General features: G+C 51.4%; 24 protein-coding genes and 1 tRNA gene. 8 read left to right on the forward strand and 17 right to left on the reverse strand.

Features of this window, described 5'->3' with window-relative positions:
- Positions 1–119: 119 nt before the first annotated feature.
- From ACODR9_RS07015 to ACODR9_RS07045, 7 genes are all read right to left on the reverse strand, one after another.
- A complete protein-coding gene (locus ACODR9_RS07015; protein ID WP_488808437.1) occupies positions 120–788 on the reverse strand; it encodes a hypothetical protein in 669 nt (222 codons plus the stop codon).
- A gap of 169 nt (positions 789–957) precedes the next feature.
- Positions 958–1,581: a GTP cyclohydrolase II gene (gene ribA, locus ACODR9_RS07020; RefSeq protein WP_488808438.1), complete on the reverse strand. Its 624-nt coding sequence runs from the start codon at positions 1,579–1,581 to the stop codon at positions 958–960.
- 83 nt (positions 1,582–1,664) lie between these two features.
- The gene (locus tag ACODR9_RS07025; protein ID WP_488808439.1) at positions 1,665–2,372 is read right to left on the reverse strand and encodes a GAF domain-containing protein; all 708 of its coding nucleotides are present in this window, start codon (positions 2,370–2,372) and stop codon (positions 1,665–1,667) included.
- Positions 2,373–2,607: 235 nt separating this feature from the next.
- Entirely contained in the window at positions 2,608–3,699 is a 1,092-nt protein-coding gene (locus tag ACODR9_RS07030) for a polyamine ABC transporter substrate-binding protein (protein WP_488808440.1), read from the reverse strand.
- Between the two features lie 198 nt (positions 3,700–3,897).
- On the reverse strand, positions 3,898–4,776 hold the full coding sequence (gene hslO / locus ACODR9_RS07035) for an Hsp33 family molecular chaperone HslO (protein WP_488808441.1): 879 nt from the start codon (positions 4,774–4,776) through the stop codon (positions 3,898–3,900).
- The gene (locus ACODR9_RS07040; protein WP_488808443.1) at positions 4,773–5,369 is read right to left on the reverse strand and encodes an MFS transporter; all 597 of its coding nucleotides are present in this window, start codon (positions 5,367–5,369) and stop codon (positions 4,773–4,775) included. Before ACODR9_RS07040 ends, hslO begins: the two co-directional genes overlap by 4 nt.
- Positions 5,370–5,497: 128 nt before the next feature.
- The gene (locus tag ACODR9_RS07045; protein ID WP_488808444.1) at positions 5,498–6,364 is read right to left on the reverse strand and encodes a L,D-transpeptidase; all 867 of its coding nucleotides are present in this window, start codon (positions 6,362–6,364) and stop codon (positions 5,498–5,500) included.
- Positions 6,365–6,547: 183 nt separating this feature from the next.
- On the opposite strand from ACODR9_RS07045, the gene rlmD reads away from it, so the two are divergent.
- Both rlmD and ACODR9_RS07055 read left to right on the forward strand, forming a co-directional pair.
- The gene (gene rlmD, locus ACODR9_RS07050) at positions 6,548–8,137 is read left to right on the forward strand and encodes a 23S rRNA (uracil(1939)-C(5))-methyltransferase RlmD (protein WP_488808445.1); all 1,590 of its coding nucleotides are present in this window, start codon (positions 6,548–6,550) and stop codon (positions 8,135–8,137) included.
- A gap of 57 nt (positions 8,138–8,194) precedes the next feature.
- Positions 8,195–9,340, forward strand: a complete 1,146-nt coding sequence (locus ACODR9_RS07055) for a site-specific integrase (RefSeq protein ID WP_488808446.1) — start codon at positions 8,195–8,197, stop codon at positions 9,338–9,340.
- A gap of 122 nt (positions 9,341–9,462) precedes the next feature.
- On the opposite strand, the gene ACODR9_RS07060 is transcribed toward ACODR9_RS07055, so the two are convergent.
- The 3 genes from ACODR9_RS07060 to ACODR9_RS07070 form a co-directional block, all read right to left on the reverse strand.
- Positions 9,463–10,077 (reverse strand): hypothetical protein, encoded by a 615-nt coding sequence (locus ACODR9_RS07060; protein ID WP_488808447.1) that lies wholly within the window; start codon positions 10,075–10,077, stop codon positions 9,463–9,465.
- A 36-nt stretch (positions 10,078–10,113) separates the two neighbouring features.
- Positions 10,114–11,631: a DEAD/DEAH box helicase gene (locus ACODR9_RS07065; RefSeq protein WP_488808448.1), complete on the reverse strand. Its 1,518-nt coding sequence runs from the start codon at positions 11,629–11,631 to the stop codon at positions 10,114–10,116.
- Between the two features lie 686 nt (positions 11,632–12,317).
- Entirely contained in the window at positions 12,318–12,983 is a 666-nt protein-coding gene (locus ACODR9_RS07070) for a recombinase family protein (protein WP_488808449.1), read from the reverse strand.
- Positions 12,984–13,371: 388 nt separating this feature from the next.
- Here ACODR9_RS07070 and ACODR9_RS07075 point away from each other — a divergent pair, with 388 nt between their 5' ends.
- The 6 genes from ACODR9_RS07075 to ACODR9_RS07100 all read left to right on the forward strand — a co-directional run bounded on the left by ACODR9_RS07075 (position 13,372) and on the right by ACODR9_RS07100 (position 18,338).
- Positions 13,372–14,796, forward strand: coding sequence for a hypothetical protein (locus tag ACODR9_RS07075; protein ID WP_488808450.1), 1,425 nt, complete (start codon positions 13,372–13,374; stop codon positions 14,794–14,796).
- A 32-nt stretch (positions 14,797–14,828) separates the two neighbouring features.
- Complete coding sequence (locus tag ACODR9_RS07080) at positions 14,829–15,176, forward strand: nucleotide pyrophosphohydrolase (RefSeq protein WP_488808451.1); 348 nt, start codon at positions 14,829–14,831, stop codon at positions 15,174–15,176.
- Positions 15,177–15,185: 9 nt separating this feature from the next.
- Entirely contained in the window at positions 15,186–16,265 is a 1,080-nt protein-coding gene (locus ACODR9_RS07085; protein ID WP_488808452.1) for a protein NO VEIN domain-containing protein, read from the forward strand.
- A gap of 69 nt (positions 16,266–16,334) precedes the next feature.
- The gene (locus ACODR9_RS07090; protein WP_488808453.1) at positions 16,335–17,387 is read left to right on the forward strand and encodes a hypothetical protein; all 1,053 of its coding nucleotides are present in this window, start codon (positions 16,335–16,337) and stop codon (positions 17,385–17,387) included.
- Between the two features lie 202 nt (positions 17,388–17,589).
- On the forward strand, positions 17,590–17,898 hold the full coding sequence (locus ACODR9_RS07095) for a hypothetical protein (protein WP_488808455.1): 309 nt from the start codon (positions 17,590–17,592) through the stop codon (positions 17,896–17,898).
- Positions 17,899–18,101: 203 nt separating this feature from the next.
- Positions 18,102–18,338: a hypothetical protein gene (locus ACODR9_RS07100; protein ID WP_488808457.1), complete on the forward strand. Its 237-nt coding sequence runs from the start codon at positions 18,102–18,104 to the stop codon at positions 18,336–18,338.
- A 60-nt stretch (positions 18,339–18,398) separates the two neighbouring features.
- Here the strand turns inward: ACODR9_RS07100 and ACODR9_RS07105 are convergent, their stop codons facing one another.
- From ACODR9_RS07105 to ACODR9_RS07135, 7 genes are all read right to left on the reverse strand, one after another.
- Positions 18,399–19,835: a gamma-aminobutyraldehyde dehydrogenase gene (locus ACODR9_RS07105; protein ID WP_488808459.1), complete on the reverse strand. Its 1,437-nt coding sequence runs from the start codon at positions 19,833–19,835 to the stop codon at positions 18,399–18,401.
- A gap of 13 nt (positions 19,836–19,848) precedes the next feature.
- On the reverse strand, positions 19,849–20,664 hold the full coding sequence (locus ACODR9_RS07110; protein ID WP_488808461.1) for an ABC transporter permease: 816 nt from the start codon (positions 20,662–20,664) through the stop codon (positions 19,849–19,851).
- Positions 20,654–21,610, reverse strand: a complete 957-nt coding sequence (locus tag ACODR9_RS07115) for an ABC transporter permease (RefSeq protein ID WP_488808462.1) — start codon at positions 21,608–21,610, stop codon at positions 20,654–20,656. The genes ACODR9_RS07110 and ACODR9_RS07115 overlap by 11 nt, the downstream gene beginning before the upstream one ends.
- A gap of 10 nt (positions 21,611–21,620) precedes the next feature.
- Positions 21,621–22,637, reverse strand: a complete 1,017-nt coding sequence (locus ACODR9_RS07120; protein ID WP_488808463.1) for an ABC transporter ATP-binding protein — start codon at positions 22,635–22,637, stop codon at positions 21,621–21,623.
- A gap of 60 nt (positions 22,638–22,697) precedes the next feature.
- Positions 22,698–23,852: an ABC transporter substrate-binding protein gene (locus ACODR9_RS07125; RefSeq protein WP_488808464.1), complete on the reverse strand. Its 1,155-nt coding sequence runs from the start codon at positions 23,850–23,852 to the stop codon at positions 22,698–22,700.
- Between the two features lie 266 nt (positions 23,853–24,118).
- A complete protein-coding gene (locus ACODR9_RS07130; protein WP_488808465.1) occupies positions 24,119–25,084 on the reverse strand; it encodes a LysR family transcriptional regulator in 966 nt (321 codons plus the stop codon).
- A 66-nt stretch (positions 25,085–25,150) separates the two neighbouring features.
- Positions 25,151–25,226: transfer RNA gene (locus ACODR9_RS07135), tRNA-Asn, on the reverse strand.
- Positions 25,227–25,297: the final 71 nt, after the last annotated feature.

Here is a 25,297-nt window from a genome sequence, read left to right on the forward strand (position 1 = left end):
CAGCTGGGAGAGCGCTTGCATGGCATGCAAGAGGTCAGCGGTTCGATCCCGCTTATCTCCACCAATACCAAAGCCGGAATCTTGCGATTCCGGCTTTTTCTTTGGCCTGCGGCACCCGCTCAGCCCGTTGCCGCCACTTCTGCGCCGATGAGCGGCTCCACTTGCGCCAGCCGCAGATTCAGCTGCAACAGCAAAGGGTGCTGTGTCATGCCAAAACCCTCACCCACCAGCGTCAGCACAAAACGGATGGCATGCAATACCAGCCAAGCGGCCTGCTGCTCCTGCGGCAGCAACATATTGCCACCGGCACGTGGCTGCCTGCGGCGCTCAACCGTTAGCGGTGCAGGCAAACGCGGCGTTACTGCAGCCTGCCTGCTGTACAAGCGATAAGGCAGCGGCCAGTCATCCACTGCGGCAGGCTGACGTCCGGTCAGTTCCTGCACCACCTGCACCCACTCCTCCACCAGGCGCGACAATTGCTCCAGGCCGGCTTTGGCCTGCCCTCTGCCACCTTGCATCATCTGCTCGCGCAATTGCTGGGCTCGTCGTAGCAGAAAGCGCAGTTTGGCCAGCGCCAGCTGGCGGGCCTCTTCATCCTGCCCGTCGCTAGCACGACGTGCCAGGTCGTCCAGCCAGGCCACCCAGTCAAGGTATTCGCCCAGTTCGGCACTTCCCAGAACCTCATCCCTTACGGCCACGGCAGGCAGCAGTTTGCCGCGCCGAAGCTGCGGCCCAGTCCAGGCCGTGTTGTTCAGCCAGACATTCTGCATTGCGGTAATTTTCATCATGACGCCTCATCCAAGGGGCTGCCCACGACACTTTCAAAACATTCTTGATTTATTTTAAATTTATCGACCAGTCCGATGGGAACTTGAGCCTGGTCATCAGTTGGTGGCGGGCATGAAAAAGCCAGCACACTGGCTGGCTTTGGGAGGGGTCATCAAGCTGAATTGCAGGTCAGGAAAACAGCATGTGGCCCAGCTTGGCGGCCTTGGTGTCCAGATAGCGATCATTATGCGGATTGCGCCCTACCATCAGCGGCACCCGCTCCACGACTTCGATGCCGGCGGTTTTGAGGGTTTCCAGCTTGCGCGGGTTATTGGTCATCACACGCACACTCTTGATACCCAGCGCATCCAGCATGTGGCGTGCCACGCGGAAGTCGCGCATGTCGGCGGGAAAGCCCAGCTGCTCGTTGGCTTCTACCGTGTCGGCGCCGCCATCTTGCAGCTTGTAGGCGCGAATTTTGTTGATCAGACCAATACCACGGCCTTCCTGACGCAGATAGAGCAAGGCACCCCGGCCTTCCTTGGCAATGGCCTCCAATGCGGCTTCCAGCTGGAAACCACAGTCGCAGCGCAAGGAAAACAGCGCATCCCCGGTGAGGCATTCCGAATGCAGGCGGGCAAGCACCGGCTGGCCATCGGCCACCTCGCCCATGGTCAGCACCACATGCTCGCGTCGACTATCTTTTTCCTCGAAGCCGTGCATGGTAAACACCCCCCAAGGCGTGGGCAGTTGGCAACTGGCCACATAATCGACAACGGGTTCAATCTGCGGATTGGGGTATTGCACGGCCATGCTTGCTCCGGAATCTGTTCAGGAAGCTTCGCGCTTGCTATGCGAAGCCATATGGTGGGGAATATTCGGTAACTGAGGGCAGATTACGACTTTTCAAGCGGCTGCATGGCAGCAAACGGGCCGGCCAGCACGATGGCCAACGCCGCCAGCCACACCAGCCGGTTCTCATCAAAGTGCGCCAACTGGCCCGATTCTGCATCGAGAATACCCAGCACGCGGTCATGTTCATCCACAATGGGCAGGCAGACCTCGCTCTTCACTTTGGGATCGCACTCGTAATAGCCACCGCCTTCAGCACGCCAGGCGGACACGTCGTCAATCAATACTCCCCAGCCGGTCAAGCCCACCCGGCTGTTGTTGCTGCCTTCGGCAAACGCTTCGGTCAGCGGGAATTCTGCCCGGCTGAGCAGGCCCTGATAAGCCAGTTTCACCAGCTGGGCCTGCTTGCCTTCGCCAGCACGGCGGTAAATGCCCAGCCAATCAGCGCCAATCTTGTGGTTGACCGAATCGACCAGCGCATTGAAATTGGTCAGCAAGGCACGGGCTTCTTCGGTTTCGCCGCCAAACCACACCGACAAGTCATACGGCTCATCAGCCAGCTCTTCCACCAGCGAGCAAGCACCATCATCACTCAGCTTGGGTACCGGATAACGGAACAAATCACGCTGCAGCGGCTGCTTTTCCACCTCCAGCACTGCTTGCAGGGTCATGACGGCAATTTGCAATTCGGTACGATCAAGCTTCAGGCCCTGTTCGCGCACGTAGTCGTTAAGCTGGCGGGTAGGTATCATCAACACTCCTGGCATTACCATGAACACACGCAAGCTGCCTGCTGGCAGGCCTTGCGGGTAAAACTCGCAAGCATACCAACACCACAGGCAAAAGTCGCCCTTCCCGATCGCAAAACACACGCCCATGCGAGCTGGCAGCCCCGCCAGATAAGGTGGCGGGATAACAGGCCCCAGCCCGATGCGGCAACAAAAAAGCCCCCGTGCGGGGGCTTTGACATGCAGGCTGGCAATCAGGTCAGCTGGCACGGCCCAGCTTGAAGTTTTGCCACAGGCGGGAGTAGATACGCAGGGTTTTCGGATCGACTGACTTCATGATGAAGCCCTTCTTCACATCATCTGCCGTCGGGAAGATGCTGCGATCCGCCAGGTATTGCTTGTCGATGAACGGACGTGCAGCCAGGCTGCCCGGTGCATAAGTCACCTTATTGGCATTGGCAGCTGCGACATGCGGGTCCAGCGTGTAGTTGATGAAGGCCAGGGCATTGGCCACATTGGCGGCATCTTTCGGAATGGTCATGCTATCCACCCAGAAGGCAACGCCGGAAGACGGCATCAGCACCTTGATGTGGATACCACGCTTGGCTTCTTCGGCACGGCGCTTGGCAATATTCAGGTCGCCACCATAGCCCATGGCCAGGCAGACGTCGCCGTTGGCGATGTCATTGATATAGCCCGAGGAGGAGAACTGGGTGATGCTGCTGCGGATGGCGGCCAGCTGCGGTGCCACGGCCTTGTAATCAGCCTCGTTATTACTGCCCGGCTGCCTGCCGTAGTAATGCAGCACCTTGGGCAGGACATCGGAGGCGGAGTCCAGAATGCTGACACCGCAGGACTTCAGCTTGGACGCATATTCCGGCTTGAACAGCAGGTCCCACTCATTGGCCGGCAGCTTGCCACCCAGGGCCTTCTTTACCTTGTCTTCGTTGATACCCAGGGTAATCACACCCCAGAAGTACGGCACGGCAAACTTGTTGCCCGGATCGGATGCTTCCATCAGCTTGAGCAGGGCCGGGTCCAGGTTCTTGTAATTGGGGATCTTGCTCTTGTCCAGCGGCTGAAACAGACCGCCCTTGATACCCACTTCCAGTACATTATTGGACGGTACGGTGATGTCGTAGCCGGAGTGGCCGGTTACCAGCTTGGCGTTCAGCGTTTCCATGCTGTCATAGACATCGTAACGCACCTTGATGCCGGTCTTCTTGCTGAAGTCCGGCACGGTGGTTGGTGCAATATAGTCAGACCAGTTGTAGATGTTGACAACCGGTGCGCCAGCCTGAGCAGCCAGTGCAGATGCAGCCAGCAGGCCGCCTACGATGATTTTTTTCATTGTTTCCCAACTCCTTTGGTACAGGTTTTGTTGCTGCTTGCCCGTTTAGGATATCAGTACATTTGTGATCAAATCTACCATTTCCTTAAACAGCAGCCATTCATCATACCGGATGCTGCGCCGCAAAAATGCTGAAAGCCGCACAATTTGGCGGCTTTCATGTCATTCGACAAGCAAAATGGGCACTATCCAAACAGGCTAATGACGCGCCTCGCGCACAGCGGCGACCAGGTCGTAATCAAACAGCTCGTTAGCATCGTCTTCATCAAACACATAGTGTTGATTACAGTAATCGCAGACGATTTCCACACTGCCCTGCTCCACCAGTACTTCGCCAACTTCCTGGCCGCCCAGCATCTTCAGCATATTGCCCACGCGCTCGCGGCTGCAATTGCAGGAAAAGCTGACGGCTTCCGGCTCGAATACCCTGACGGTTTCTTCGTGGAACAGGCGGTGCAGGATATCGGTTGCCGGCAGTGTCAGCAGCTCATCAGCCTCCAGGGTGCCACCAAGCATGCGGATGCGATCCCAACCTTCCGGCTCGCCATGGCCCTCGGGCAGGCGTTGCAACAGCATGCCGGCGGCAGTGCTGTCATCGCACGCCAGTACCAGGCAGGTCTCCAGCTGTTCGGACCGCAGCATGTAGTTTTCCAGCATCTGGCCGATGGTATCCCCTTCCAGCGCCACGATGCCTTGCCAGGTTTGCGCCTTGTCCAGCTTGGGTTCCAGGGTGATGACAAACTGACCGGCACCGCCCAGCAGATCCAGAATGGGGGCATCCGGCAGATCGCCATCCCACTTGGCGGTAGCACGCACGGTGCGGTCGTGATTGCACTCCACCACGGCCAGGCGCAGCGGCCCGCTGCCGTGCAGTTGCAGGATCATGGCACCATCAAATTTCAGATTTGCCGACATCAGCTGCGCAGCAGCCATCATCTGCCCCAGAATGGTCTTGAGCGAAGCAGGATAGCTGCGACGTGCCAGCACTTGCTGCCAGGCTGCATCCAGACGTACCAGTGCACCGCGCACCGGCGCACCATCAAATAAAAAGCGTTGCAGGGTATCGTGTTGACTCATGCTGTTTCTTTCCTGGCGGTATTGTCAGCCACTTCTACGGTATAGACAGTCATCGGCAGGCTGGAATTAACATCAAACTCGCAACCAGCCTTGACGCCGATTTCAGCGATTTCACGCGCGCTCAGGTTCTGCTCGTAGGCCACATGCATCGCGCCCATGGCAAACTTGCGCCCCGAACCTATCGCCCAGAAGCGTGAGAACTGGTAGATCTCACGCATGGGATAGACACCGAAAATACCGTGGGCATTAGCAATCACCACCATCATCTGGCTGGATTCGTATGGATCTTCCTCGTCCTCTTCCGGACGCAGGTAAAACCCGTCTTTCAATTTGGGATGCAGCTTGCGGAAGGTATCGAAAATACCTTTGCGGCTGGAAAAATCCTTTTTCTTCAGCTCTTTCAAAGCACCTTGCAATACCAGGTCGTGGGCGGCAGAACCGGAAATGGCAAGATAACTGTCGCCATGGCGGAATATCTTGTCATGAAAACAATCGTAGCCCGCAAGGAGTTTCTGATCGTCGCCAAAGGTGGTCTGACTGTCGGCGGCAATCGCAATCTGATTGCCTTTGCGTACTGCCACAATGGTTGTCATTGCCGGATATGCCTGCTTGCAAGGGAAGGGGCTAATATAGGGCCGCATGGCAAAAAAACAAGTCTGCAGCGCCACAATGCAACAAGCCGACTTGCGTCGGCCTGTCTATCCATCTGCCCCAAGGGCGCTTACAACACCACGGCGGGCTTGCGTACCGGCTTAAGCTTGCCACCGGCAGAGTTGTAGGACTGCGGTGCCGGCGGGATGGTCTGAGGTTCGGCCTGCTGCTGCTCCGCCGGCGAACCATCCTTGGGCGGCAGCGATAGCCAGCGCACGGCAGCCAGCTCGGCTGGTGAACCGGCGCTGCCCTTGCAGGTCAGGCATACCGGCTTGCCACTGCGTTCCTTCAGCGCCTGATCCACACGCCGCCCCACCACGGCAAGGCCGTGACTGCGCTGCCATTCCAGCAGGCTGTCCGCCAGATGCGGAAAGGAAGGATCATCCTGCTTGTAGTGATTCTTGTAGGCAGTCAGCCACAACTCGCCTGCAGCATCTTCGTTCAGCAATACCGTCTGATAGGCCACGGTGACGGCGGCCCCTTTCTGCACGGCATCCGCCAGGCTCAGGGCATCCGGGTTTTTCAGACGGATACAACCATGACTGCGGAAACCCGGCACCGATGCCGGTGCGTTGGTGCCATGAAAGCCCAGGCCCAGCTTGGCTTCGCCAAAGCGGATGAAGACCGGCCCCAGCGGATTATCCGGTCCGGGCGGTACCACGGTTAGCACCGGCTTGCCCTGGTTTTTCTGTTCTTCCTGAATCGATTTGGGTACATGCCAGCTAGGATCGCGATAAACACCGGTAATGGCGTAGCTGCCAATCGGCGTCTGAGTCAGCATTTTGCCAACAGCAACCGGGTAGATTTTCTGCAGTCGGCCATCCTGATAAAAAAACAGCCGTGCCTGCGGCAGATTCACCACCAGATGTTGCCCATTCTGATTGAGCAGGATATCCGGCTCCGGCATGACAGCAGCCCATCCGGCCATTGCCGTCATCAGCAAAACCGCACCAGGAACAAGAGTAAAAGCCGACACCTTCATTGCGCACCAGACCAGTCGTTTTCGATTGATGACATCATAACAGAAACACCTTATCCGCCACCTCGGCAAAAACCCCTGCGCGGCGCGGAATATTTTGAGAAAATCACGCTTTTCCGCCTGATTTCCCACACCAATATAATGACTCAGCAACAGACCATTGCTCTGGTCGAATCCCTTGACCACGAAGGCCGCGGGGTCGCCCACGTCGACGGCAAGACCATTTTCATCGACGGCGCATTGCCTTATGAAAAGGTAATATACAGCGCATACCGTAAAAAACCCACGTACGAGAATGCCGATACCACCAGCGTGCTGAAGGAAAGCTTCATGCGCACCACACCGCGCTGCCCGCACTTCGGCACCTGTGGCGGCTGCTCCATGCAGCATGTGGAATTTACCGCCCAGGTGGCCATCAAGCAGCGCGTGCTGGAAGACAACCTCAAGTTCATCGGCAAGGTAAAGGCCGAGCGTATTCTCACCCCGATTGCCGGCCCCGCCTGGCATTACCGTCACCGCGCCCGCCTGTCGGCACGCATGGTGCCGAAAAAGGGTGGCGTACTGGTGGGCTTTCACGAAAAGAACTCCAGCTACATTGCCGAGATGCGTGAATGCCATATCCTGCCCCAGCACATTTCCGCCATGATCATGCCGCTGCGCGCCATGATCGCCAAGCTGTCGATCAACAGCCGCATGCCGCAAGTGGAAGTGGCCGTAGGCGATAAGGTGGACGTACTGGTATTCCGCAATATGGATGCCATCACAGCCGCCGATGAAAAGCTGCTGCAGCAATTTGCCGACACCCACCGCCAGCCCGATCGCCCGGTACAAATCTGGCTGCAACCGTCCGGCCCGGACACCTGTTACCCCATCTACCCGCTGGATGCCCCGCGCCTGACCTACAGCCTGCCGCAGTACAGCGTGGAAATGCCTTACTACCCTACCGAATTCACCCAGGTGAATCCGCAAATCAATGCGGTAATGGTGTCGCGTGCCTTGGGCTTCCTCGACCCGCAACCGGGCGAGCGCATTGCCGACATGTTCTGCGGCATTGGCAACTTCACCCTGCCCATTGCCCGCTCCGGAGCCAAGGTACACGGCATGGAAGGCAGCCAGGCGCTGGTAAAGCGCGCGGTGGAAAACGCCACCCACAACGGCCTGCAGGACAAGGTGAGCTATGAAATGGCCAACCTGTTTGAAGTCACACCGGAAAGCTTTGCCGCACTGGGCAAGTTCGACAAGATGCTGGTAGACCCGCCGCGCGACGGTGCCATCCAGCTGCTCAAGGCCATGACCGACGACACCGCGCCGCAACGCATCGTCTACGTATCCTGTAACCCCGCCACGCTGGCGCGCGACGCCAATGTACTGGTCAACACCAAGGGCTACACCCTCAAGGCGGCAGGCATCATTAACATGTTCCCGCACACCGCCCACGTGGAGTCCGTCGCCTGGTTCGAAAAAACCGGCCCGGCCAAGAGCCTGAAGGAAGTGGCTGACATGGAAGCGGCGGAAGAAGCCATCCGCGAAGCCAAGCGTCAGGCCCGCAAGCAGCAGGAAGCCGAGGCAGAAGCCCGTAAACAGGCGGAACTGGCGGAAAAAGCTGCTGCCAAGGAAGCCCGCCGTCAGCACTATCTGGATAACAAAGAGTATTACGACGCCAGAAGTGCAGCCCAGCAGCAGGCTCGTGATGCCGCTGCCGCTGGCGAGGATGTTTCCAGCAAAGAATAAGCTGTTTTAGGTGTTTGCCTGTAACGCTCGACCCCAGTTGTCACCCCGGAGCGAACCATGCAGGCGCACCTGACCGACAGCTATATATCCAGAATCAAAACCCCGGATTCACGTGTTGAAGTCAAGGACACGCGGATACCGGGGTTTACTTTGCGCGTAGGAAAGCGCGCTAAGGTGTGGTACTTCCGCAGCACAGTACGCAGCGAACGGGTAAGTATCAAACTAGGTACATGGCCTGTAGTAAACGCAGAAATGGCCAGAGCACGCTGTATACACTGGTTACAGCACAACCGTGATACCTACACGGTAGACAGCGGCAATGCCCCTTCCAGGGCCGTTAATCAGCCTATCCCCTCTCCTACCTTGCAAGAGGTGTACGACCAGTACATCAAAGCGAAGCAGCTAAGGCCAGCCTCTGTAGCCACCTACAGCAAAACACTTAGGCTGTACCTTTCTGAGTACACAGCAAAACCTCTTACCGGATTCACTTCTCAGCTTGTACGGAAGATATATGCAGGGCTGAAAAACAAGATTTCGGTAGCCAAAGCAAACTCAGCAGTAACTTTGCTGAAAGCAATCTGGCGCTGGTGGGGTGCTACACAGGAAGTTGAACTACCCGATGTTTTCACAGCCCTTACCGCTTCGGGTGAAAAGCAGCGCTCACGGGCAAAAGATGATGTTTTGAATGAAAGCCAGATTAATCAACTTGGATTGTCAGTTTCAAAAATAAGAAGGGAGAAATCTCTATTCATCTTAACAGCTCTACATACTGGGCTAAGACTATCCGAACTATTAAAGCTAACACCAAGCTGTATTGATTTAAAAAATAAAATACTATCTATTAGTGAAACTAAAAATGGGAAACCACACCAATTGCCTATAAGTAATGAATTAAAAAATATCTTACTTCAGCTATGCCAATACAAAAGAAGTAATGAATTTATATTTCCAGCGCAAGCAAAAAATTGGTGCTCATCAGTATCAGAACAGCTAAATATCAAATTCAGTGCACACACCCTGCGAAGAACATTCGCATCACAAGCAGCACGAATTGGATTAAACACATATCAAATAAAGGCGCTACTTAACCACCATGCCAATGCAGATGTAACTCAACTTCATTACATTAGACTAACGACAGATGACCTAAAACAGCCCATGGAAAATCTAAGCAGCCATTTTAAATATATTTTACAGCTTTAATCTGCAAAATACATCAAGAGTAGGTTTTATAGATACGGCTAAGCAAATGACGTATTTTCACAATCAAAATTACGTTTAATACCTATTCGATGAAAAAAGGGGGGGACTCCCCCTCCCTCCTACTAACATCGTTCATCTGCATAAAAATCAAGCAAGGCATCAAAAACCTTCTCTTCAATTTTATGCCGATATTCATTAGCCAAAGAAATAAGGTACGCATCATTTTTAGCAGAATAGCTGCGACGCAATGCTTGATTAATAATAGCCGGTACAAGACACATTGTGTCAAAGCTATACCAACGCCCCTTTTTCTTACCTATCAAGTCCTTATCGACTTGAAAATCTGCTTCATCGTGCCCCTTCTGCGAATACCACCATTCAGCAAACTTTTGAAATTCAAGGACGTCATCGGAAATACTTACACCAACATATGCAGGTCTATTTTTAAAATCTTCAACCCACCCCAATACAACCCTGGACTTCCAAGAGGCGTAACACTTAGGATGCTCAGAAGGTTTATATTTACCTACACCTACATATCCAACACCTGCGATCCTGCGATCAAATGGTGATGAAAATACGCCAGCAATAAATTTATTCGTTGATAGCACCGCTCTACCAACTTCAACAAATGCAGGATCAGAATATTCCACAAGAACGTTATTTTCATCAATAACTTCAATCAATTTTGCATAACTTCCATATTTATTTTTTCGTTCATCGTGAATGTATAGCATTTAAACTCCTATCTAATTAATAATTGGCCGAATAAATCACCAGTATTCATCAACCGTTCTTTTACTAAAACCAGTCACAGAAATAGTTTCAGCTCTAGTCATTCCCGATCTCTTACACTGCTGAACAGCAGCTATTGATCTATCTTTTTTAGTTTCAAAGGCAATTACTCCTACCTTGCCAATCTTTGAATTTCCTCCATAGACGTCAACAAAGTACTTCATACTATGGTAATCAATGAAAACAAACACCACTGGTGTATCGTCGTTTCTATTACGCAGCCTAGATCGAAGTACAAATTGATACGCAGCTTCACAACTAGCAAAGGTTTCCAATGCTGAAACAATCTCTTCACCATCAGCATCTATCAATTTTGATATTTCATTTATGTGGGTAGTTACTTCACCATTAAGCCTTGCGACTCCTAACCATGCTGCTTTAGCAAAACCATTCTTGTATAACTCTAAATCATTAACTCCCAAATTAATCAAATCATCATCGGTATATTTATGCACCTCCTGGCCACCATACAAGTTAAGCCCGTGAGATATAAATGGAACACGGACACCTATATCCTTAAAAACATCATCTGCTATATCTTTAAACCTACAAGAAATAGCACCGCTTTTATTACCATTAGTAGCATAAATGAAACTATCATTTAACAAACTTACAACTGCAGCACAAACCCTTTCAAAGAAATTAAATTTTGACAATATAGAAAGACTAGCCCTGCCATCCAATAGCGCATGACATGTAACTCGATACGAATTATGCACAGCATCTACGGGTTGCAGTTCAGCCGGTGCCATTTCACTATCAATCCCACACCAAAGCTTAGCCACCTTTACAAAAGGTGACATCAAAACATTTGATGAAGCCAGATAAAATTCACGCACCGTCTTAATGATTTCCATAACAGGACTATGACTGTAAGCATATATAGTAAATCCACCTGAACTTACCCTATTCTTTATAAGTGGGTACCCAGCCAAGGCGGACCATAAGGCATTTTTCGTATGCTCGTCACCATTCTGTGAATCTTGATAGAAGCTTTTTGCTCTTTCAAATTTTGATAAATTTAAATACTCGCCGGACTCACCTACTACCCTAGGGCTGGTGGTGAAGAATTCAGTCCACATGTGATTTCCAAGTGAATTTATTTTTACCTTAGACTGAATAACAGCTGCAGGAAGCTCATCTACAATAACGATATATTTAGCCAAAACTGCTTGGAGTGATGAATCTAGCAGCAGCTGCTTTCCTAGTTTTTCTAGGGCTTTGTGTGTAATAACGACAACACGTGCGCATGAACTAGGAGCAAGGCATTTTAATAGTTCCGCATGGACAAAAACATTGTCTTCACTCAGTAGCTTAACTAAGTGCAGGCTTTGGACTATTCCTTTCAAATCATGATAAGTTTGATTAACAAGATCACTAGTTGGAACTGCAACAATAAATTTTTGCTGCATATAACTACTAGCAATGTAAGCCTTATAGGCAAATGATTTCCCTACACCAGCATTCCCCGTGATAGCTTTGATTACAGTTGCCAATTTTTATCTTTACCCTTTTAAACTTGTTTTGCCTTCATAGTTTCCCCTTTATGAAATTGCAGAAATCACTAAGAACATATAGAGAAATTTGCATATAGCTGAATCAGTATTTCACAAGAAATCAGCCAGAACATTCCAATCAATATCTCCCGCATGTTGAATGAATGCACGATCAAGGTATTATCTTCAGCACATCACTCTCTACATGATGGCAACCCAAACAGTTCACCCTTGCACAAAGCAACCTGTGCAGGCCGGTAGACCTAACGTGCCCCTTAGCGCCCCGCCCTCTGGTGGGAAGTGACACATTTACACAACACTTCTAGTGCGCATTTGCGCAACAGTGCGCAATTCAGCTTGATTTCAACACAAGCCAAGTTCAAAATGTTAAAGATCGGTACAAGATCGTTCTTGATTTTTGCTGAATGTTGCCAATTTTTTCTGAAAAATGTCAACCAGACCGGGCATTAGGCTGGTGTGAAAAGCAGAAATACCTTATTAATCAGAAAGTTAATATGTTGCACTTATGGAACATATTTAAATTTCAGGCACAACAAAATTGCAGGCCGTGCTGAGCGGGATACCAACCAGGGACGACATTCCGGGTCGGAAATTTGAAATATCTAGGTCTTAATCCGCCCCATCTTAGACGGATTTTTCCCTTCTAGAAGGCTCTAGAAAGGCAACTAATCTAACAAACTTAGTACTCGCTGCAACTGCAGGAGCGACCACTGCCCCCCTTTAGTCGCTTTGATGCCAAGTACATTAAGCTCTTTAACCATCATCCGCTGTGACAGTCCTTGACTCTTCATCGCCAGTAATATGCTGCGATGCTTTTCTGCAAAGGCTTTCGCAGCTAGTTTACGCTCTTCAATGTTAGGGCGCAGATTTTCAGGACCGGCTTTGCCGAGCACCACCCCCCTTGCCTTAGCTGCGGACAGCGCAGCCTTAGTCCTAGTGCTAATTTGGTCACGCTCCCACTCTGACATAACAGCATGCATCTGGATCATAACTTTATTTGCATGGGGCATATCCGCAGCAACAAAATCAATTCCAGCTTCCAGCAAACCAGATACAAAGTGTACATTGCGAGCAAGCCGATCTAGCTTTGCAATGATAAGTGTTGCACCACTCTTCTTACATGCAGCTAGTGCAGCGCGTAGTTGTGGCCTTTTATCCAGGGGATCACTTCCCTTGCCGGTTTCTACTTCTTGATATTCTGCAAGTACAATCCACTCCCCACCATTAAGGTATACAGCCACAGCAGAACGCTGTGCTTCTAACCCCAAACCACTTAGACCCTGCTTGACGGTAGACACACGGTAGTAAGCTATGAATTTTCCGGAAGCCATCAGAAATCACCATTGACTACATTAAAGTACGTTCATTTAATATGTAGTCATTGTATGCAAGCTTTCATCGCATGGGAAATGAAAACGCACTATGGACATAGGCGACCATAAAATATTTTATTAGAATATTATTATTTTTAAATTAAATTAAACATGGGGAAACAGACATCTCTCTAGCCTATTCGTTCATCAAGTGAAGTACTTTAAAGATGGTCACTTAATAATCTGACAAATAGCAAATTTTTCCGTAATTTATGTATGTGACATACAGCAACTACAGTAGCATCTCTGATGCAGTCCTCTGTACGCAAACTCGGTAGGCCACAGTAAGCCGTCAAGCACACTGTAAACCCACATATTGCAATTCCAACAACAGGAGAAATCTGTCATGTCTACAAGCTTAGTTGATCATTTCAAAGTCGACATAGAACGATTTGAAGCCAGTGGTGCGCTTGACCCAATTTTAGATGTGGATACTCGTCTTTTTATTGATCCAAGCCTATTGCGTACTAATAAAGTTCCAGAGCTACAAACTAGCTACCAAAAAGTGACAGATCATTTTTCAGATGTTCTTAAGATAGTCAGAAATATTAAAGAAATTGGCGACAGAATGTGGCGTCAAGCAGATAAAATGCTGACCTTCCCTGAAGTTAAGGGTTTATGTATTGGATATTCCAACAAAGGTGTGAATGGTAGCGGGATGGGACCATCACTACGGAAAAGACTACTAGAAACAGTGATTGAAATTGTTCGATCTGGTAATACCGACCCTGCATTGTTTGAACTTGTCGGTATTTTCGAAGACAACATAGGTCCAGATCGAATAAGTGATATGATTGCAAAGATTATAGTTACAGATTTAATTTGCTTTACACAACGCGTGTGTAGCGATTGCGGCATCCCTATGAAAGCACATCGTGTTGAAAAAATGGGTATTGAAGAAGACCTTCCATTCAACCCCATAACAGACAATCCGATCATTTTAGTTCCCAAAGAAATCTTAATGAACCTACCAGTAGCAGAGTCATTTGCTGACATCAGGTGGATTGCTGAGAAAAATCAGGCACTTCGCGATGAATTAAATGCACTAATAGGTATAACATGGAGAAAAGCAACACTTAGTGAACAGAAAAAAATAATACGAGAATGGTTTGTTGATTATCCAGATGTTTTACAAAAAGTTATAGCTTCATACAGAGGAACTGAAGCCAAAAATTATGACTTTGATGATGACCCAGCAGGGGAAGTTATTTGGTATAGAGTGTCAAAGAATGTAGCTAAAGCTGCACCACTCTCTTTAGTGCTTTCAAATAATCCTGATTTAGATGAGGTTGAAGCCCTTGCAACTGCGATATGCATCCATTTCCAACGTTTGATAGAAGATAATCAACTAGCCCGCCTCCTTTATGACAAGGATGGTTATCGGAAGCATGAATCTGCTGCACAATTATTATTCTTTGGGATTGCAGCAGCTTATTGTGAAGCAAACAATCTAGACCTATCACCTGAATGTGACTCTGGTCGGGGACCAGTAGATTTTAAGGTCAGCAGAGGATTTAAAGGAAAAGTTCTTGTGGAAATCAAACTTACAAGTAATCCTCAGCTTATTCATGGCTTTCAGAAGCAATTACCTATTTATCAAAAAGCAGAAAGAGAAACACGCGGGATATATCTTGTAATAGATAACGGAGGAGCTTCAACGGCACGAATTAATTCATTCAGGAAGATTATTGCTGATACACAAGATAATTGCCCAAAAGTAATTTGGGTAGATGGAATATTACGAGCATCAGCCAGCAAAGCAGATGAATGATTTACATCTAAAAATCGACAGTGAGAACAGAAATGAATATCGAGAGTCTACAGAAAAAATTAGAAGAATTTACTATAGAACGTGACTGGGTAAAATTTCACAACCCAAAGAATTTAGTAATGGCACTTTCAGTAGAATGTAGTGAATTAGTAGAAGAATTCCAATGGCTTAATGAAACTGAGTCAGCAAATATAATGAACGACCCACAAAAGGCGAAAAGGGTGCGTGATGAATTAGCCGATATTACTGCATATTTACTACTTGTAGCCGATAAGCTCAAAGTAGATTTAGAAAAATCTTTACTAGAAAAAATTAGCGATAATGCAGAAAAATATCCCATTGAAAACTTCAAGGGTAGCTCAAGAAAATATAATCACTGAGAGACATATATGACAAATATCTGGTTAATTCCCGCATCGAACCCTAATTCAACCCAGAATCTCTTTCGTTCAATGGCTGAAAAAATTGATGTTGATATACGTCAAGAATTGATTAAAAAGGGATTACCATACGATTTTGCATGGGGTGCAAAATTAGGGAAAGGAAGTAATAATTATAATAAATATGCGAAAATGAATTCCGGCGATATTTGCCTGTTCTATACTGCTGATTTAGACTTGACATCTGGCCTACCAAAGGCCTACCGATGGATAGCACGTATTAAAGATAAAATTAATGATGAATCATTAAGCAATAAAATATGGCCACCAGGAGAAGATAATGTATCATTTCCTTTAATTTATTTTCTCGATACACCAGTTCAGATATATCTGACAACATCAGAACTAGCCGGATTACTTTCACCATCTGGTGCAAAATACCGTGATGCCCCTAAAGGGTTTGCATCAATAACTGACACTGAAACACTTGAATATGTTTTAGAAAATTACATTTCACCAGAAGGATTTCTTCTAAAAATACTAAAAGACTATGCTCAAGAAGAACCTGAAGAATCCACAATTGAAGAACTGTATAAAACACCACAGTCAGAATTAATTACAGTGAATTTTGTTGACAACCTAATCAAGACTCACTCTAAGGCCATAGGGCCAACCAATAATAAACATGCAATAAGACATTCAAAACACTCAAAAGCAGTAGGCGATGAAGCTGAATTACTTGTTCTTGACTTGCTGCGTCAGGGAAAAATTCCAGGCGTTGATGCAACAAATGTTCAACATGTAGCCAATCAAAAATTTGGCTGGGACATTCAATACACTGATCAGAATGGTAATTTAATACGTGTCGAAGTCAAAGGAACAACATGCAAAAATTTTCAGAATTTTGAAATCACTGCCAACGAACTGAGCTGTATGCTAGAAGGAACTTCCTCGTACCACATATACCTTGTTGCTGGTTGTAAATCACGCGAAATAAGTGTGCAAATCATTCACAACATGTCTGAACTGATTTCCAATAGTAAAGCAGAAGCTATCCCTATTAATTACAGAATAAGATTACTTGCATAATAAATAACTCTACAAGAGTAGCATTGCATTCCATACTACAAAGCAAATATCTTAGAGTCAACTATAACTATGAAACCGGCATGCGTATTTTGTGGTCAACAACCAAAAGAGAAAAATAAAGAGCACATATTTCCACAATGGTTGTTAAAATTAACCGGGTTTGATAAGAAAAAAATATCAGTGGGTACAAATTGGGAAACTGGTGAAGAGATAATTTTTAATTCATTGTCCTACACATTCCCATCTTGCAAGTCTTGCAATGACGCATTTAGCAAAATTGAATCTAAAGTTAAACTAATATTTCACAAACTTCTACACGATGAAGATATTGAAGCAACAGAACTTGAACTACTCTTAGACTGGTTTGACAAAGTCAGAATTAGTGCATGGTTAGGTGTGAAATACATGAATAAGGATGTATTTCTAATGGAACCTAAATACTACATAAATTCCCGTGTAGGATTGAAAGATCGCTACCTTTCGATCACTAATACATACAAAGATGAAAAGACACTAAATTGGTCAGGTGTTAACACATTAGCATTTATGGTAAGCCCTACAGCGTTTAGCTTAAGGGTTAATAATCTCGTATTTGTAAATTACTCTTCCGAGTTTTTAGTTTCAAAACAACTTGGCTTTCCTTATGTTTTATATGAGATACCACATCCAACAAAACATACAACTGACTTTCAACTTTCGATGCCAAACAGACAGACGCAAAAGAAAATTTTCAATACAAAAACATACAATCCTAAAATTGAAATTGCACAGCCAATTTTCAAAGACATAGCTAAAAATCTACCTAGATATTATGAGCATGAATACATCAAGGAAAATTCTTATGATTATGAAAATGGTGTCGGAAAAATATTTGTATCACATGGAGAAAAATTTACTCCAATAGAAAGATCAAAAAAAATCAATTTTTCAATGCCACAAGCAAAGTCAAAATTTACTCACATTGAAGTAGTAAGGCCAATCCTACAACTCCAAGAAGAGCTAATTATGAGTAGAAGAAGGGATCTAAAAAATCTCTCTTTAGAACAAAAAAGAGAAGAAGCTAAATTTAAAAGAATCATCATTGACTCTCTAAAAGAAACAATGAGGATTTATCATTATTAGTTGATATAACTATCATCTAGACCTTAGTATATTAACAATAACAAGAGTAGAGCTGCAGCATCATCTTTGCTCACGCTTGGTTTTTATCTTTGTCTTTGCTAATATAAAAGCCTATCCCCCCAATGAACCCCAGACTAATTGGCCTGACCACTGAGGTAACAGCGTACACAACCATCTAAAGCAACTTATCCTAGTCGCTAACATGTTCCCGCACACCGCCCACGTGGAGTCCGTTGCCTGGTTCGAAAAAACCGGCCCGGCCAAGAGCCTGAAGGAAGTGGCGGACATGGAAGCGGCGGAAGAAGCCATCCGCGAAGCCAAGCGTCAGGCCCGCAAGCAGCAGGAAGCCGAGGCAGAAGCCCGTAAACAGGCGGAACTGGCGGAAAAAGCCGCTGCCAAGGAAGCCCGCCGTCAGCACTATCTGGATAACAAAGAGTATTACGACGCCAGAAGTGCAGCCCAGCAGCAGGCCCGCGATGCCGCCGCTGGCGAGGATGGTGGCGAGAAGTAATAGGATGCAGAAAGTGTAAAACCGCCATTTCTGGGTTGCCAGCAGCTCAGAAATGGCGGTACGGCAGAATGCAAATCACACTTTCAGACGCCGTCACCCTCCCATTGGCGTCAGCGGTTAAGGGAGATAGCCAGGAACGCGATGTTTCTGGCTTCATTCTTTGTGTAGCCACCTTGTTTGCATTGCACGGAAACATCATTGCCATGTTTATCGAGAACAGCAGCAGTATTGCCTACCGCCAGCTCAGCACGGCTGCCGGGACCGCGTTTTCTGTGCCGGAGTTTGTCCTGCGCGTGGATGAGGCTGACTTCAGTGGCTGGCAGCTGCGCTATGGCGAGTGGACTGACTTTGCCGACCGCCCTGGTCCGGATGGCGCAGCCCAGGCTTTGCAGCTGGCGGTGGAGGAAATGCTGGAGCGGGTGGAATACCGGGGCAAGTGAAACAGCCCGGCTCTTTCGCAGGAAAGCAACCGGGCTGTCTGGGATGGCCGACGCTGTGGATCAGTGCTTCAGCATGATATGGCGCACGCAGCTGTAATCTTCCAGCGCATACATCGACATATCCTTGCCATAACCGGAGCGCTTCATGCCGCCGTGCGGCATTTCGCTCACCAGCATGAAGTGGGTGTTAACCCAGGTGCAGCCGTATTGCAGCTGGGCACTCACCTGCATCGCCCGGCCTACATCGGCTGTCCATACTGAGCTGGCCAGACCATAGTCAGAATCATTGGCCCACTGGATTACCTGCTCGGCATCATCAAACGGGGTGATGGACACCACCGGGCCAAACACCTCGCGCTGGACAATTTCATCCTGCTGCCGTGCACCGGCAATCACCGTGGGCTGATAGAAGAAGCCCGGCCCCTCGCCCAGCTTGCCACCGGTCAGTACCTCGACATGCGATTGCTGCTGAGCGCGCTCGACAAAGCTGGCCACCCGGTTGCGCTGGCGCTCGGAAATCAGCGGTCCCATTTCCACACCTTCCAGATGCTGGTGGCCCACCTTGATGCTGCCCACGGCACTGGCCAGATCAGCAGCAAAGCGTTCGTACACCCCTTTTTGCACATACAGGCGGCAGGCCGCAGTACAGTCCTGACCGGCATTGTAGTAACCGAAGGCGCGGATGCCCTCCACTGCGGCAGCCAGGTCGGCATCATCAAAAATGATGACCGGAGCCTTGCCGCCCAGCTCCAGATGGGTGCGCTTGACCGAGCGGGCGGCGGTTTCCAGTACGCGCTGGCCGGTGGATACATCGCCGGTGATGGAAATCATCCGCACCTGCGGCTGGGAGATCAGCGGGCTGCCCACGCTTTCGCCCCGGCCCAGCACCAGGTTGAACACCCCGGCAGGAAACAGCCCGGCAACCAGCTCGGCCAGTTTCAGCGTGGACAGCGGGGTTTGCTCGGACGGCTTGAGTACCACGGTATTCCCTGCAGCCAGTGCGGGGGCCATTTTCCAGGCGGCCATCATCAGCGGGTAGTTCCACGGTGCAATCGATGCCACCACGCCCAGCGGGTCGCGGCGGATCATACTGGTATGGCCGGGCAGATATTCACCGGCCAGCATGCCGGTCTGGGCGCGCACCGCGCCAGCAAAGAAGCGGAACACATCCACCACGGCGGGAATTTCATCATTCAGCGCCAGATGATAGGGCTTGCCGCAGTTGAGCGATTCCAGCCGGGCGAATTCCGGTCCGCGCGCTTCGATGGCATCGGCCAGCTGCAGCAGCCGTTCGGCCCGTTCGCGCGGGGTGGTGGCGGCCCAGGCAGGAAAAGCGGCCTGGGCGGCAGCCACTGCTGCCTGTACCTGTTCCAGCGAGGCTTCGTTGATCTTGCCGATCAGCTCACCGCTGGCCGGGTTGAGAATGGCTTCCGCATCGCCCTCCCCGGCCACGAATTCACCATTGATCAGCATCTTGCATTGCAGAGTCTTGTCCATGCTCAGTCCTCGTCTATTTGCCGCTGCCGGCAATGTCTTCCGTGCCACGGGTCAGGGTATAAGCGGCCAGAATGGGCAGTGCGGTCATCAGCATCACGCACAGGGCCACTACGTTGGTAATGGGTACATCGCGCGGCCGGGTCAGCTGGTTCAGCATCCAGATGGGCAGCGTCACTTCGTTACCGGCGGTAAAGGTGGTGACGATAATCTCGTCAAAACTCAAGGCAAAGGCCAGCATGCCGCCCGCCAGCAGCGCGGTGGCAATCTGCGGCAGGATGACGTAGCGAAAGCTCTGCCACATATTGGCACCCAGGTCTTGTGAGGCCTCCAGCAAGCTGGTGCTGATGCGGCGAAAGCGGGCAATCACGTTGTTGTACACCACCACCACGCAGAAGGTGGCGTGGCCGATGGCAATGGTCCAGAAACCGGGTGTGATGTCTGCCAGGCGGAAAGCCGACAGCAAGGCAATGCCGGTGATGATGCCAGGTAACGCAATCGGCAAAATCAATATCATGGTGATGGCGTCCTTGCCCAGAAAATCACGCCGGTACAGCGCAGCGGCAGCCAGCGTGCCCAGCAGCAGCGCCAGCACGGTGGCCAGTGCCGCCAGCCGCAGCGACAGGCCGATGGCCGCCAGTACGTCATCACGGGCGAAAGCAGCAGCAAACCAGCCCAGGGTAAAGCCCTGTGGTGGAAAGCTGTAACCGGAGCTTTCCGCATTGAAGGCATACAGCACAATCACCGCGATGGGCAGAAACAGGAAACCGATGCCGCCAAAGGCCAGCAAGCGCAGCCACCACGGGGCGCGGTCGGATTGATCAGAGTGCATCGAACGCTCCCAGTTTGCGGGCACCCAGCAGGTACAGCCCGATAATGCATACCGGCACCACGGTAAAAGCGGCAGCCAGCGGCATATTGCCGATGGAACCCTGCATGGTGTACACCATCGAGCCGATGAACAGGCCGGAAGGGCCGATCAGCTGCGGGATGATGTAATCGCCCAAGGTCAGTGAAAAGGTGAAGATGGAACCAGCCACCACCCCCGGAAAGGCCAGCGGCAAAATCACATGCCGGAAGGTTTGCGCGCCGCTGGCTCCCAGATCGCTGCTGGCCTGCAGCAGATTGGCCGGTACCCGCTCCAGCGCAGCCTGAATCGGCAGGATCATGAAGGGCAGCCAGATATAGGTGAACACGGTAAAGCGGCCCAGGTTGGAGGTGGTGAGCGAATTGCCCCCCAGCAGCGGCAGCGTCATCAGCCAGTCGACAATGCCCTGCAAACCCAGCGACTGATAAGCCCAGTACACAATGCCGCCCTTGGCCAGCAAGACTGTCCAGGCATAGACCTTGACGATATAGCTGGCCCACATCGGCAGCATTACCGCCACATAAAAGAAGCCCTTCTGCCAGCCACGGGCATAACGCACCATGTAATAGGCCAGCGGAAATGCCAGCACCGCCGAGGCCAGCGACACCAGCGAGGCCATGCTGAGGGTACGCAGCACCACGTCCAGATTGGCCGGTGACAGCAGCTGGCGGTAGTTATCCAGCGTCAGTTCCCGGCTGACCGACATGGTGAAGTCGTCAAAAGTGAATACGCTTTGGGCCAGCAGCGTGCACAACGCCCCCAAATAAACCAGCACGAACCACAGCAGCGGCAGTGCCAGCAGCAGCACCAGCTGCAAGCCGGGGTGACGGTAGAGGGTGATGCCCAGGCGCACCAGCAGGCCCTGCCGGGAGGTCGGTATCTGCCCTTGCGGCAGCGAAGCAGTCATCATTTTGTCCTCCTCAACCGGCCAGTGCATGCATGGCCTGTGTCGGCAGCCAGATGGTGACCGCCTGGCCCGGTGTCAGCGCCAGGGTGGCAGCCGCATCGTCATTGGGCAGCACCATGCTGATGATGCGCTCAGGGCCGGCTTCCAGTTCGTAACGACTCACTGCCCCCAGGTTCTGCACATCCAGCAGGCGGGTGGGCAGGCGGATGCCGTCTCCATCCTGGCCGTCTTGCGCCGGACGGATGCGCTCCGGTCGTACCGCAAAGGCCTGCTGCTGGCCGGTCAGGCTGGCAGCCCAGGCAGCATCGAATACATTGGAGGTGCCGACAAAGTCCGCCACAAAGGCGGTAGCCGGGCGGGTGTACAGCTCTTGCGGAGCGGCAATCTGCTCGATACGGCCCTTGTTGAACACCGCCACCCGGTCCGACATCGACAAGGCCTCGCCCTGATCATGGGTGACATAGATGAAGGTAATGCCCAGCTTGCGTTGCAGGGCCTTCAGCTCGGTCTGCATCTGTTCGCGCAGCTTCAGGTCCAGCGCGCCCAGCGGTTCATCCAGCAGCAGTACACGCGGCTGCAGAATCAGCGCCCGTGCCAGCGCCACACGCTGACGCTGGCCACCGGACAGGGCCGACGGGCGGCGGCTGCCGTACTGCCCCAGCTTGACCATTTCCAGCATGGCTTCGGCACGGCGGTGACGCTCGGCGCGGGCCACACCCTTGATCATCAGCCCATAGGCTACGTTGTCCAGCACGCTCATGTGCGGAAACAGTGCGTAGTCCTGGAACACGGTATTCACGTCGCGCAGATTGGGCGGCAGCCCGGCGGCTTCGCGACCGAATATCTGGATGGAGCCACTGCTGGGCTGCTCGAAACCGGCAATCAGCCGCAAACTGGTGGTTTTGCCGGAGCCGGACGGCCCCAGCATGGAAAAGAATTCGCCCTCGGCAATGGCCAGGTCGATCTGGTCTACCGCGCGCACGGCATCATAATGGCGGCTGACCTGTTGAAAACGGACGGCAAGGCTCATGAACAAAGCTCCCGGCTGTCCACCGGCACCACACCGGCAGACAGCATGTTCTGCATGCGGTCAGCGACCGCCCATGATGGCAATGTAATCGGCAGTCCAGCGGCTATAAGGTACGCAGCTACCCTGGCCACACTTGGCCACCGGGGTGCGCCAGAAGCGGATCTGGCCGAAGCGGTCAAAACCGTTGCTCTGGCAGAAGTTGCTGCCGCCTGGGGCCTTGGTCTTGCAGGCATCGGCCACCACCGGGTTGGAACCAAACCACTCGGCCAGTCCTGATTGCAAGTTCTTGTTGAGCGACCATTCCATCCACTTGTAGGCACACACCGGATGCTGCGCCTGGGCATGCAACATGGTGGTATCGGCCCAGCCGGTGGCCCCTTCCTGCGGAATGGTGCCGGCTACCGGGAATTTCTCGGCCTGCAGGGTGTTGATGGTGTAACCCCAGGCACTGGAAACCGCCACGCCTTCTTTCTTGAAGTCGTTCATCTGTACCGTGACATCGTGCCAGTAACGATGGGTCAGGCCCTTTTGCTGGCGCAGCAGCTTCAGCACGGCGGCGTATTGGGCTTCGTTCAGCTCATACGGGTCCTTGATGCCCAGCTTGGGGTTCTTGTGCATCAGATAAAGTGCAGCGTCGGCAATGTAGATAGCACCGTCGTAGGCCTGCACCCGGCCCTTGTTGGGCTTACCGTCCGGCAGATTGCCTGGCTCAAACACCACCGACCAGCTGGTCGGCGCTTTGGGGAAGATCTTGCTGTTGTACATCAGGAAGTTGGCCCCCCACTGGTAGGGAACGCCATAAGGCTTGCCAGCCACGGTGAACCAGTTGCCGTTTTTCACCCGTGGGTCCAGCGTGTTCCAGCTGGGGATCAGCGCCGGATTGATTTCCTGCACCTTCTTGCCATAAATCAGCCGCAGCGAGGCATCACCCGATGCCGTCACCAGGTCGTAATTGGGCGAATTCATCAGCGACACCATTTCATCCGAGGTCGCCGCAGTCTTCACGTTCACCTGGCAACCGGTGGCTTTTTCAAAGCCGGTCACCCAGTCGTAGTTTTTGTCGCTTTGGCCACGCTCGATATAGCCGGGCCAGGCGATGATATTGAGCTTGCCTTCCGGCTTGCCCAGGCTGGTCAGCGGTGCGGCCAGCACGGCGGGGGCAATCAGGCTGGAACTGACCAGGGCGGCGGTCAGGCGAATCAGGCTGCTTTGCATCACGTTTCTCCTTCTCCAAGGACTGCGCATTGTGCGTCTGGGAATGTGTCAGCCGATTCTAGGCAGTGTTCACCACAGTCCCTAGCCAGTGTGGCCAATGACAGCAATTGGAAAAACAGATAGCCCATGCCAGATGCAAGCAGATGGGAATAAGACGGTCAGCAGAAACGGCACTTGGCCACCAAGCAGGCCGAGCCTGCTGGATGACATTGAGCAAGATATCCAGATTTACGATCAGTAGTGATTAATTATCTATTAAACAGATATCAGGAGAAGGTCTGTTTGTGGCTGCGACTGTATTCTCTGGCCAGGGTAAGGAAGTTATGCGTGTTGTCAGAAACCTGCATACCGCGCCGCCACACCACCCCAACCTCCAGCGTCGGCGTCTCCTCCTGCAAGGGCAGCACCTCCAGCCGGTCCCCTTCCAGCGACCAGGGGCGATACAGCACATCCGGCATGATGGCAAGACCAGCCCCGGTAGCCACCAGGCTGCGCATGGCCTCCACCGATGCGGTGCGCACCGCCAGTTGTGGCTTGCGGCCAATTTGCCGCCACAAGGCAGTGGCAACGTCTTCCAGCTCATCCAGTTTCAAGGCCACCAGTGGCTGATCCGCCAGCTCGGACAGCATCACCATGCCACCATCCAGCAAGCGATGACCGGCAGGCAGCCACAAGCGATAGCTGGATTGCTGCAATACCTCGGTATGCAGCGCCTGACGGTTCTGCACATTGGAGACGATTAACACGGCTGCATCCAGCTCGCCATTAACCAGCAAGTGTTCGATGTAATCTCGCTGATCTTCCACCACCCGCACTTCCACTTGCGGAAAGGTGCTGCGAAAACGCTCCAGCAGATAGGGCAGGAAGTAACCGCATACCAGGCTGGTGACGCCAATATTAAGCTGGCCGGTGACGGCATCCGGCCGCGTAGATAGCGCCTCGCGGGCATGGCGCACTGAGGCCAGAATCTGGTGGGCATGGCGCAGAAACTGGTAACCGGCATGGGTCAGACTCATGCCACGCGCGTGGCGGGTAAACAGCTGCACGCCCAGGTCATCTTCCAAGGCACGGATGGCTTCGGTCACCACCGATTGCGACACATTCAAGTCCTGCACCGCACGGGAAATGGATTCCATTTCAGCCACGGCAACAAAATAGCGCACGTTTTTCAGCGTGATCGACACCCCAACCCCTTTCAGTTGCCACTTGTTGTTATCTGACAGATTGTGCACGAGCACAGCCGGTACTGACAGCACAATGCAAAAAGCCCAGTCATTGCTGACTGGGCTTTGAATGCTTGGCTCCCCGAGCAGGGCTCGAACCTGCGACCTGCGGATTAACAGTCCGTCGCTCTACCAACTGAGCTATCAGGGAATCGCCTAAAGAGAAAGCTATTTTATAAATACCTGAGCGAATCGTCAAGCCCCTGCAAGCGTTTTTTGCAG

Source organism: Aquitalea sp. FG25, assembly GCF_057809375.1.